Origin of the sequence: Bradyrhizobium pachyrhizi, assembly GCF_001189245.1 — a bacterium.
GTDB classification, from domain to species: domain Bacteria; phylum Pseudomonadota; class Alphaproteobacteria; order Rhizobiales; family Xanthobacteraceae; genus Bradyrhizobium; species Bradyrhizobium pachyrhizi.
In genome coordinates, this window is sequence record NZ_LFIQ01000124.1 from 123,180 (window position 1) to 133,751 (window position 10,572).

Consider the following 10,572-nt stretch of genomic DNA (forward strand, 5'->3'; position numbering starts at 1 on the left):
TCACCGTCATTCCGGGGCGCGAACTAGCGCGAACCCGGAATGACTAATGTCAGGTCTCCAGCTTCTCGTTCGACACGATCTCGATGCCGAAACCTGACAATCCCTTGTAGTCATGCACCGACGAGGTCAGGTGCCGGATCGAGGTGACGCCGAGATCACGCAGGATCTGTGCGCCGACGCCGACCTCGCGCCATTGCCTGTGGCGATCGGCCTCCGCCGTCTTCTGCTCGCCAACCGGCTCGACCGGAACACCGGCGGCACCATCGCGCAGATATACCAGCACGCCGCGGCCGGCGTCCTTGAAGTGCCGCAGCACGGCTTCCATTCGCGCCGGCCCGGTGAACAGGTCTTTCACGATGTTCGGCTTGTGCAGCCGCGTCAGCACGTCCCGGCCGTCGCCGATGCCGTTATAGACGAAGGCGGCATGCATGATCTCGTCGAACGGCGAGCGATAGGCATAGCCCTGCAGCGGGCCGATCGGGCTTTCGGTGGTGAAGGTCGCGACCCGCTCGATCAGCTTCTCGCGCGCCTGGCGATAGGCGATCATGTCCGCGATCGTGACATGCTTGAGCTTGTGGGCGGCGGCGAATTTCGCGACCTGCTCGCCCTTCATCACGGTTCCGTCGTCGTTCATCAGCTCGCTGATGACGCCGACCGGCGGCAGCCCGGAGAGCCGGCACAGATCGACCGCGGCCTCGGTGTGGCCGGAGCGCAGCAGCACGCCGCCGTCGCGCGCGATCAGCGGGAAGATGTGACCAGGGCGCGCGAAATCATTGGCGCCGGCATTGGGATTGGCGAGCGCGCGGCAGCAGGAGGCGCGCTCCTCGGCCGAGATGCCGGTGCCGCCATCGGGCTTGTAGTCGATCGAGACCGTGAAGGCGGTGGTGTGGTTGGACTCGTTGTGCGCCACCATCGGGTCGAGCCGCAGCCGGCGGGCGTCCTCGGTGGTGATCGGCGCGCAGACGATGCCGGAGGTGTGGCGGATGATGAAGGCCATCTTTTCCGCCGTGCAGAACGACGCCGCAACGATCAGATCGCCCTCGCCTTCCCGGTCGTCATCGTCGGTGACGACAACGAGTTCACCCTTCGCAAAGGCTTGCAGCACTTCCTGGATCGTATCGGCCATTGTCCTGACATCTCGCTATATGCAGGCAGTGGATTAGCCGGGTTCCGATGTCAGCGCCAGTATCATTATGCAACCCGCCATGCGTCCGGCAGGGATACCAGGGCGCTTCACCTCTCCCAAAGGGAGAGGTCGGATTGCATCGCCAGATGCCATCCGGGTGAGGGATTGCGCTCCCTCGTGGGACCTAAGCCCCTCACCCGCGCTCTCAGCGCGACCTCTCCCCGATGGGGAGAGGTCGAGAAGGCTCGCCTACGGCAGCACCTCGCGCCGGTCGCTGAGCTGGGCGTCCAGCTCGGCGCGCTTGTCGTCGAGCAGACCGGCGTCGGCCGCCTCGATCACGGAGTAAAGCTCGCCGGCGTCGCTGAGCCGGGTCACCGTCACGTAGTCGGCGCCGGCGCCGTAGAGGTCGTCGACGCCGGTCAAGAGGTCCGCGGTGGCAACGATCCGCGCGGTCGGATTGAGGGCGCGGACGTGGCGCACCAGCTTCTCATTGTCGGCGCCGACCAATAGGAAATCCGGCACGCTCAGGATGATGATCTCGGCGTTGCCGATGCCGGCATGAACCAGGGTGTCGACATTGCTGATGTCGCCATAGATCACATGCATGCCACGGTCGGACAGCGTGCGGAATACCAGCGGGTTGAAATCGATGACGCTGATCTGCTCGAGCAGCGACTGGTTCTGCCGCTCGATCTGGCTGATCAGCGCGCTCGCCGCGCGGAAAAAGCCGAGGATGACGATGCGCCGGATCTCGCCATGTCCGCCCTCGTGCCCGGCCTCGCCGCGGCCCTGGCCTTCCTGGTCGAGGTCGCGCAGCCCGATCCGCTTCAACGGACCGATCAGGCCGCGCACGATCTGGTCGCTGCGCCCCATCGCGAAGGTCGAGAGCACCGCCAGCACGACGAAGGCGAACGAGGCCGCACTCGCGGTTTCGGTTCCGATGTGGTTGGCGGCAACGCCGGTCTGGATCACCACCAGCGAGAACTCGGAGATCTGCGCCAGGTTGATCGCCGGCAGCAGACTCGCACGCAGGCCCTGCTTCATCAGATAGAGCGGCGTGAACGTCGTGATCAGGCGGCTCGCCACCGTGAAGGCCGCGATGACGAGCGCAAGCCAGATCACCGAGAGGCCCGGAATCGGGATCGTCATGCCGAGCGCGACAAAGAACAGCGTGATGAAGAAATCCCGCAGCGTCGTGACCTTGGCGGTGACGTCGAGCGCATAGGGGAAGGTCGAGATCGAGACGCCGGCGACCAGCGAGCCCATCTCGCGCGACAGATGCAGCCGCTCGGCGATCTCGCCGATCAGAAAGCACCAGGCGAGCGCGCCGAGCAGCACGAGCTCGGGCCGCCGCGCGATCTGGTGGAACAGCCGCGGCAGCACGTAGCGGCTCAGCACCAGCGCGGTCGCGACCAGCACCGCGACGCGGGCGATCGACAGCAGCACGACGCTGATCTGCAGATTGTCGAGGCTCGGCTGCACCGCCAGGAACAGGATCGCGAAGATGTCCTGCAGAACCAGCACACCGAGCGTGATGCGGCCCGGCAGCGTATCCAGTTCGCGCTTCTCGTAGAGCACCTTGACGATGATCACGGTCGAGGACAGCGCGCAGGCGACGCAGAGATAGATCGCGTCGAACTTGCCGCCGCCGATCGCAAGCCCGATAGCGGCAAAGAACGCCACGCCGATCAGGCAGCCGCCGATCAGCTCGCCTGCACCGGCGAACAGGATGACCTTGCCGGCACGGATGATCTTCTTGAGGTCGATTTCCAGCCCGATCATGAACAGCATGAAGATCAGGCCGAGCTCGGAGATGACGCTGATCGATTCCTGGGACTTGACCCAGCCGATGCCGAATGGACCAATGAAAAAGCCGGCGATAAGGTAGGCCAGTATCAGCGGTTGCCGGGAGAAATGGGCCAGCAGCCCAATCCCCCAGGCAAACAGAATACAGAGCGTGATATCGGGAATCAGTTCATGCATGCGTCAAAGACTTCCTGTTGCCGCAACCTAGAGGGCCGGGCGTGAGGATCAACCGAGCAATGTGTCACATCCGCGCAGGCGGCATTTTTCTCGCAGTTTTGCTCTGCCTGCTCACCGTGCGCATGTCAGAGGCGCTAGCACAATCCTCGGCAGGTATTGAACAAAATTTCGCGAACTCGTTGACGGCGGTGCCATCGGAGGGCCTCACCGCCTCCGGTGCATTCTACGTGCCGGTGTATTCCAGCGTGTCGATGAGCCAGGGCAAGCTCAGGGCCGATTTTTCGGTGACGCTCAGCGTGCACAACGCTTCCGAGACGAAGCCGCTGGTGCTGAAGCGGATCGCCTATTTCGACACATCAGGCAAGATGGTGGAGAGCTACCTCAAATCGCCGGTCGCGCTAAAACCGTTTGCGACCGTCGAGGTCGCGATCGCCACGACCGATACCCGCGGCGGCACCGGCGCGAATTTCGTGGTCGATTGGGCGGCCGCCGGCGAGATCGCGGAACCGGCGGTCGAGGCCCTGATGGTCGGCAGTGTCGGCGCAGGGCACTACGCCTTCATCAGCCAGGGCCGGCCGATCCGGCCGGTCGGCAAGAACTAACCTCATGGAAAGCCGCTTGCCGCGGCCTTCTCAACGATAACAACACGGAGCGAAACATCCATGTCCACCTCAGCCCGGTTCGACTTTGCACCGCTGCTCCCGGCCGGCCGGCCTGCCCCGGCCGCACGCTGGACCGGGCTCGCCAAGTACAGCTTCGTCGGCGGCAACAACGATCCCGACCAGGTCCCGGTCGACGGGCTGCTGGAGGCGGTCAACGCCGTGTTGAAGCGCGAGGGCAGGAATCTCGCGACCTACAACCTCGCGCACGGGCCGCAGGGCTATCTGCCGCTGCGCCAGTTCCTGACCGAGAAGCTGAAGCGCGACGCCGGGATTGCCTGCACGCCCGACGAGATCATGATCGTCTCCGGCTCGCTGCAGGCGCTCGATCTGGTCAATCACACCCTGCTCGCCAAGGGCGATACCGTGCTGATCGAGCAGGAAACCTATCAGGGCTCACTGAACCGGCTGACACGGCTTGGCGTCAATGCGGTCGGAATTCCCCTCGATCGCGAAGGCATCAGGATCGATGCGCTGGCTGCAGCACTCGCCGATCACAAGCGGCGCGGCATCACGCCGAAATACATCTACACCATCCCGACGGTGCAGAACCCGACCGGCTCGATCCTTCCCGAGAGCCGCCGCGCCGAGATGCTGAAGCTCTCAAGGGAATACGGCGTGCCGATCTTCGAGGATGATTGCTATGCCGATTTGATCTGGAGCGGCGAACGGCCGCCGGCGATCTATGCGATGAGCAAGCATGGCGGCGTGATCCATATCGGCTCGTTCTCGAAGTCGATCGCGCCGGCGCTGCGCGTCGGCTTCATCGTTGCGCCCTGGGAGATCATGTCGCGAATGCTGCCGCTGAAGACCGACGCCGGTTCCGGCGCACTGGAGCAGATGGTGCTCGCGGAATATTGCGCGCCGCATTTTTCGACCCATGTGCCGCGCCTGACCAAGGGCCTGCGCGCCAAGCTCGATACGCTGATGGAGGCGCTGAACGAGCAGTTCGGCACCGCGGCCGAATTCGAGGCACCCAAGGGCGGCATCTTCCTCTGGGTCAAGCTGCCCGACAATGTCGACACATTGAAGCTTTATCAGGCGGCCCTTGCCGCCGGCGTCTCGATCAATCCGGGACCGGAATGGTCGACCAGCAAGGCCCATTCCGGCAGCCGGCTCCGCCTCTGCTTCGCCAGCCCCTCGCACGAGCAGATCCGCGAGGGCGTTGCCGTGCTGGCCGAGGTGTGCCGCAAGGAGTTCGGGGTGCCGGCGCGCAGCAGCAATGTGGAGAAGTGCGGCTAACGACTTCGAATAGGTGGTCCAAGCGGCAAGATGGATTGCTTCGTCGCTACGCTCCTCGCAATGACGGCTAGTTGCGTCGTCGTTGAAGCGAAGCAATCCATGTTTCCACCTGCCCTCACCTCACCGAAAATGGCGCCTGATAGGGCCGGCCGAACGGCACGCCGTTGACCACGGTCTGCACCGGCTTCAGCAGCAGATTGCCGTCGCGCTTGTTGTTGCGGGTGTCGACGAAGGAGACCGGACCCTCGACGAGGTCCATGATCGCGACATCGCCGGGCGCGCCACGCTGCAGCGTGCCGATCTTCGGGGTCCGGTTGATGATCCGCGCCGGCACCGAGGTCGCCATCGCCACCACCTGATCCAGCGACGAGCCCATCGCGAGGAACTTGCTCATCACGTTCGGCAGGAACGGGATGCCGGGCGAGTTGCCCGAGAAGACATGGATGTCGGAGGAGATCGTATCGGGCGCGCAGCCGGCGGGAATCGCGATCTCGGCCACCGTGAAATCGAAGCTGCCGCCGCCATGGCCGACGTCGAACAGCACACCGCGCTGCTTGGCCGCGAGCGCCGCCGGCAACAGCTTGCCCTCCTGGACGATATTGGTGAAAGCGCCCGACACGTTCGGCGCACCGGAATAGGCATGGGTCAGGATATCGCCCGGCCGCAGCAGATTGAGGATGTCGGACATCAGCTCCCTGGTCTCGACGCCGCCGATATGCACCATCATCCGCGCCGGCCAGCCGCACATCTCGCAGGCCCGAATGCCGCGCTTCAGCGGCTCGAGACCATGCTTGAAGATGACGTTTTCCGACATCCGCACCTTGACCCCGATCAGGAAGTCGGGGTTCTCGGCCAGCGCCATCGCACAGGCTTCGACTTGGGCGTTGTCGATGTTGTAGAGCTCGGCCACCGGGAATGCCGACAGGCCGTTGTTGGCGATGTGGACGAAGGCGTAGATCCGCGCCCGCGATTGCGCCACGATGAAGCGCCGCAGCGCCGCGAGGTTGTTGACGCCGGCGTCGCCCGCCGAGACCACCGTCGTGGTGCCCTGGAATTGCACCAGCTCGTCGGCGGGAATGCCGATCGCCGATCCGTACGGGTAGACGTGGCAGTGCAGATCGACCAGGCCCGGCATCACGAGCTTGCCCGAGGCGTCAATGGTCCTGGTGGCGCGAGTAGCCGGGATCTCGTCTTCGATCGCCTCGATGATGCCCCAGCGGATGCCGATGTCGCGCTTGCCGCGCAGCGACTGGCTGGGATCGATGACATCGCCGTTCTTGATCACGAGGTCGAACTTGTCGTCCGGCCCCATCGCCGCAGCGGCCGGCCCGGCGAGGGCTGCGGCAGCGGCCGATCCCGTCACTTTCAAAAAATCCCGGCGTGAAAATTCGCTCACGGCAACGTCCCCCCGAACATTGATTTTTATGGCGCGATGATGCGTCGGACGCAGCGGTTAGGCAAGGCCGGGAAAGCCGCCCGTGCGCTCGCTCATCGGTTGTGCCTACCAACACGCGACGGCAGCAGCGTTCGAGGCAGTTGCTGAACAAGCGTTCAGAAAACTCCTCTGGTTCCTCAGGAACGTTTCAATCTCCGTACGGTTTTCTCTTCGCTTGTTTGAGGAGGATGAGATGAAAAAGATTGGCTTTGTTCTCGCGGCGGTTGGTGCGCTTGCGGTGGCCGTTCCGTCGATCGCGAGCGCCGAGACGGTCGTGATCAGACATGGCGGTCATCATCACTGGGACCGCGGCTGGGGCGCACGCGCCGAAATGCGCCATGACCGTGGCTGGCATCGCGGTTGGCATCATGGCTGGCATCACGGCCATGACCGGACGGTGATCATCAAGCGTCATCACTACTAAAGACCGACACAACGGAAAATGGCTCCTCACGGAGCCATTTTTTCTTATCTGCTTCCTCAGGGCCAGCGGCCTCAATCCCACGCCGGCGCAAACCCCGGATTGACGCAGCGCATGTCCTTGCGCAGCGCCGCAATCGCCTTGCGGTCCTCGTCGTCGAGCTTGACCTTCAGTGCGTCGAGGTTGGCCTTTTGGCTTTCGGCGCGCGAGGCTTTCGGAATGGCCGCCACGCCATCCTGATCGAGCAGCCATTTCAGCGCCACCTGTGCAGCGGTCGCATCATGCTTGCTGCCGATTTTCGCCAGCGTCTCGTCGGTGGCGAAGCGGCCCTGGGCGAGCGGACAATAGGCCACCAGCGGGATCGATTTCGCGGCGAGATATTTGCGCACCGGCGTCTGGTCCAGCATCGCGTGATATTCGATCTGATTGCAGGCGATCGGCGCCTTGATGTCCTCGACCACGGTCTTGAGCAGCGCGGTGGTGAAATTGGCGACGCCGATCGCGCGGGTGCGGCCTTCCTCCTTCAGCTTCATCAGCGTCTCGAAGACGGCAGGCAGCTTCATGCTCCGCGACGGCCAGTGCACCAGATAGAGATCGACGTGATCGAGCCGCAGCTTCTTCAGGCTGGCGTCGAACGCTGTCCGGATCGCATCCGGCGCCAGGTTCTCGTGCCAGACCTTGGTGGTCACGTGCAGGTCCTTGCGCGCGACATTCGAGGCCGCGATCGCCGCCCCGATCGCCTCTTCATTGCCGTACATCTCGGCGGTGTCGATATGCCGATAGCCGAGCCCGAGCGCGCTCTCGACCGCCGCGCGGCAGGTATCGCCCTGCATGCGGAAGGTGCCGAGCCCGAGCTGCGGCAGGCTGATGCCCTGTGTCTGCAGATTTTCCATGGATAGCTCCTGACGCGTGGGACGCCGATGCCATCGACGACGTCACGCCAGCAAATCGTTTCCTGGGAATGAAATTGGCAGGACTGCCGACACGCAGTCTGCCCGCAAACCGGCCCTTCGGGCAAGACGCCGGCAATCAAGATGTCGCGACGGGATCAGAGAGGGCGCTAGTGTCCCGAATCCGAAGTTCGCATCATTTGCCGCACCTTCGGAGCGAACTTCGGATTCGATAAGGACACTAGCAAACTTATGATTCTAGTGTGCTTTATGAATGCGAAGTTCGTGAAAATGGCTGCCGCGAAATCGCACGAACTTCGCATTCAGCACACTAGATGTGCTGCGCCATGATCTGACCAGGCCGCGCGTCCGGCCGCGGCTCGATATCGACCGACCAGAGATCGTGGTTGTCGACGTCCTTCAGCGTCACCGTCATCACGCCGGTCTTGCCGTCGATGTCGACGCGGCCGAAGAATTGCAGCCCGAAGCACGGCGCGAGATTGTCGCCCTGCTCGGCCGAGCAGCCCTTCTGGTACATCGCCGTCGGGCCAAACGTGTTGTCGAGCTCGCCCGGCGACCAGGTGCCGGCGTGCAGCGGGCCGGAGACGAACTCCCAGAACGGCTCGAACTCCTGGAACACCGCGCGGTTCGGATCATAGTGATGCGCGGCGGTGTAGTGCATGTCGGCAGTGAGCCACACCGTGTTGCGGACGCCGGCGCGCTTCATGAAGGACAGCAGATCGGCGATCTCGTGCTCGCGCCGCGCGGGCGGCCCGTCGCCGAGCGCAACCGCATCCAGGCTGACGAGACCGATCGGCAAGTCCGCCGCGATCACCTTCCAGACAGCATCCGACGCCACCAGTTCCCGCTTCAGCCAGGCAAGCTGGCTCTGGCCGAGGATGCAGGCCTGGTCCGGATCGCCCTGCTTGTTCCAGCTGGAATCACGATAGGAGCGCATGTCGATGATGAAGACGTCGAGCAGCGGCCCGTAGGAAACCTTGCGATAGACGCGGCCATCGCGCTCCGGCATCAGCCGCATCGGCATGAATTCGTGGAAGGCGCGGCGCGCCCGCGCCACCAGGCGCGAGCTGCCGTCCGCCTCATAGCCGGTCGCATCGGTGGTGCCGAGCGGCGACCAGTCGTCGGCCACCTCGTGGTCGTCCCACTGCGCGAACATCGGCACCTCGGCGTGGAAGGCGCGGAAATTCTCGTCGAGCCAGTTGTATTTGTAGTTGCCGCGAAACTGATCGAGGCTCTGTGCGACGGCGGATTTCTCCTCGGTGACGATGTTGCGCCAGATCTCACCGTTGGAGAGTTTCTGCTCCGACGGCACCGTGCAATCGGCGTAGATGTGATCGCCGGAATGGATGAAGAAGTCCGGGCGCTCGCCCAGCATGGTGCGGTAGCTGCGCAGGCCGCCGCGCGCGGGGTCGATGCCCCAGCCCTGCCCGACGACGTCGCCGGACCAGACGAACGAGACGGGACGCCGGTCGGCCGGCGCGGTTCTGAAATGGCCGACCCGGCTTTCGCCTGATGTGCCGTCGCGGTCCTCGAAGCGCACGCGATAGAACAGGTCCTGGCCCGGCGGCAGGCCGTTGAGCAGCAGCTTGGCGGTGAAGTCGCGCTCGGGCAGCGCATCGGCGGACGCGGCGCGCAGGATGCTGGCGAAGCTTTCGACCGCGGCGCATTCGACGTGCATCCGCGCGGCACGATCGGCGCGGGCCCAGATGACAGCGGAATCGCTTGCGACGTCGCCGGACTGGATGCCCGCGATCGCCGGCCGATCCGCGGCGCGGCTCAGATATGGTTTGGCCAGCGCGCCGAATCCCGCCAGCGCGGCGGTCGACGCCGAGCGCACCAGAAGCTGGCGCCGGGTGAGGCCTCGCCGCCCCGCGGAGATCGCTGTCGGCATCGAATAACCTTCGTCGAATCGCAACGAAGGTTTTGCCTGCGCTCCTTGACTCCGGCCTTACGGTTTCTTGACTCTCCGCCGACGGTTTTGCGACGGCGGGATGACTCGGTTACGTCGATTGGAACGCAGCACGCCGAGCATTCGATCTAAACCCGTCATCCTGAAGCGCGAGCGGAGCGAGCCTCGAAGGATGACGGGCTTAACATTCTTGTGGATGCGCACGTGGATCTGCGCGAGAGCGCCGCCTCACCGATGCCAGTTGCAAATGCCGCCGGTGCGGCACGGCCAGGTCTGGATCCGTGTGTCGCGGGCCTCCGCATCGAGCGGGTTCGAGTGGCGGCGCGCGAGCTTGGCGCGGGCGGGCACGCGCACTTCCGCGCGCTTCTTCTCGTGCGGTGCGGTCACCCTGGTGGTCCGCACGGCTTTCTTCGGCGCGACTTTCGGCTCCTCGACCTGCGGCTCGACATTTGCATGCTGATCGGGGCCATGGTCGGTCTTCGCCTCGACCGGAACGGGCTCGAACTGCGTCGGCGGGCCAAGCCGCTTCGGCGACAGCACCGCCTTGGAGAGATCGAGGCTGAAGAATTCGCTGGGGCCGTACTCGTCGGCCAACGCCACGCCACCCCAAGTCAGGCACGCGGCGCAAACGATTGCAACAAAACCGTTTTTCAGGACCATCAAACGGCCTCCTGAAATCACTCGAACAGACAGCCATCATGTAGGGGCTCGGCCGTACGAATCCAGCCACCGCTTGCAGGCAGGGTTACCGGTCAACCAGGGCGGCCGTGGAAAGTTCCCGGTCGCCGCCTGGAGCCCTCTCCGCTCCGATGGAATCGGAACGTGGCTCCAGATTCTTGTTCTGACGCGTTTTCTTCGCGAACCGGTAGCCACTTCGCTCGAAAAC

The 10,572-nt window shown here is 64.2% G+C and carries 9 protein-coding genes; 3 read left to right on the plus strand and 6 right to left on the minus strand.

Annotation, left to right across the window (positions count from 1 at the left end):
• Positions 1–49: 49 nt before the first annotated feature.
• Positions 50–1,126 carry a 3,4-dihydroxy-2-butanone-4-phosphate synthase gene (gene ribB, locus AKL29_RS39060; protein ID WP_028334516.1) on the minus strand — a complete coding sequence of 359 codons (1,077 nt, stop codon included), beginning with the start codon at positions 1,124–1,126 and terminating at the stop codon, positions 50–52.
• Positions 1,127–1,375: 249 nt separating this feature from the next.
• Positions 1,376–3,109 carry a cation:proton antiporter gene (locus AKL29_RS39065; protein ID WP_050387840.1) on the minus strand — a complete coding sequence of 578 codons (1,734 nt, stop codon included), beginning with the start codon at positions 3,107–3,109 and terminating at the stop codon, positions 1,376–1,378.
• A gap of 59 nt (positions 3,110–3,168) precedes the next feature.
• On the opposite strand from AKL29_RS39065, the gene AKL29_RS39070 reads away from it, so the two are divergent.
• Together AKL29_RS39070 and AKL29_RS39075 are read left to right on the plus strand one after the other, a co-directional pair.
• Positions 3,169–3,711 (plus strand): DUF3124 domain-containing protein, encoded by a 543-nt coding sequence (locus AKL29_RS39070; RefSeq protein ID WP_050387841.1) that lies wholly within the window; start codon positions 3,169–3,171, stop codon positions 3,709–3,711.
• Between the two features lie 60 nt (positions 3,712–3,771).
• Complete coding sequence (locus AKL29_RS39075) at positions 3,772–5,010, plus strand: aminotransferase-like domain-containing protein (RefSeq protein ID WP_050387842.1); 1,239 nt, start codon at positions 3,772–3,774, stop codon at positions 5,008–5,010.
• 115 nt (positions 5,011–5,125) lie between these two features.
• On the opposite strand, the gene AKL29_RS39080 is transcribed toward AKL29_RS39075, so the two are convergent.
• Positions 5,126–6,406, minus strand: coding sequence for an amidohydrolase family protein (locus AKL29_RS39080; protein WP_050387843.1), 1,281 nt, complete (start codon positions 6,404–6,406; stop codon positions 5,126–5,128).
• Between the two features lie 232 nt (positions 6,407–6,638).
• Here AKL29_RS39080 and AKL29_RS39085 point away from each other — a divergent pair, with 232 nt between their 5' ends.
• The gene (locus tag AKL29_RS39085; protein WP_050387960.1) at positions 6,639–6,869 is read left to right on the plus strand and encodes a hypothetical protein; all 231 of its coding nucleotides are present in this window, start codon (positions 6,639–6,641) and stop codon (positions 6,867–6,869) included.
• Positions 6,870–6,940: 71 nt separating this feature from the next.
• Here the strand turns inward: AKL29_RS39085 and AKL29_RS39090 are convergent, their stop codons facing one another.
• The 3 genes from AKL29_RS39090 to AKL29_RS39100 form a co-directional block, all read right to left on the minus strand.
• On the minus strand, positions 6,941–7,759 hold the full coding sequence (locus AKL29_RS39090) for an aldo/keto reductase (RefSeq protein ID WP_050387844.1): 819 nt from the start codon (positions 7,757–7,759) through the stop codon (positions 6,941–6,943).
• 328 nt (positions 7,760–8,087) lie between these two features.
• Positions 8,088–9,668 carry an alkaline phosphatase D family protein gene (locus AKL29_RS39095; RefSeq protein ID WP_050387845.1) on the minus strand — a complete coding sequence of 527 codons (1,581 nt, stop codon included), beginning with the start codon at positions 9,666–9,668 and terminating at the stop codon, positions 8,088–8,090.
• Positions 9,669–9,914: 246 nt separating this feature from the next.
• A complete protein-coding gene (locus tag AKL29_RS39100) occupies positions 9,915–10,346 on the minus strand; it encodes a hypothetical protein (RefSeq protein ID WP_050387846.1) in 432 nt (143 codons plus the stop codon).
• Positions 10,347–10,572 lie beyond the last annotated feature (226 nt).

Coding starts and splice junctions, on each gene's coding strand:
- AKL29_RS39075 (WP_050387842.1), top strand. CDS start 3,772: ATGTCCACCTCAGCCCGGTTCGACTTTGCACCGCTGCTCCCGGCCGGC.
- AKL29_RS39085 (WP_050387960.1), top strand. CDS start 6,639: ATGAAAAAGATTGGCTTTGTTCTCGCGGCGGTTGGTGCGCTTGCGGTG.
- AKL29_RS39065 (WP_050387840.1), bottom strand. CDS start 3,109: ATGCATGAACTGATTCCCGATATCACGCTCTGTATTCTGTTTGCCTGG.
- ribB (WP_028334516.1), bottom strand. CDS start 1,126: ATGGCCGATACGATCCAGGAAGTGCTGCAAGCCTTTGCGAAGGGTGAA.
- AKL29_RS39090 (WP_050387844.1), bottom strand. CDS start 7,759: ATGGAAAATCTGCAGACACAGGGCATCAGCCTGCCGCAGCTCGGGCTC.
- AKL29_RS39095 (WP_050387845.1), bottom strand. CDS start 9,668: ATGCCGACAGCGATCTCCGCGGGGCGGCGAGGCCTCACCCGGCGCCAG.
- AKL29_RS39070 (WP_050387841.1), top strand. CDS start 3,169: ATGTGTCACATCCGCGCAGGCGGCATTTTTCTCGCAGTTTTGCTCTGC.
- AKL29_RS39100 (WP_050387846.1), bottom strand. CDS start 10,346: ATGGTCCTGAAAAACGGTTTTGTTGCAATCGTTTGCGCCGCGTGCCTG.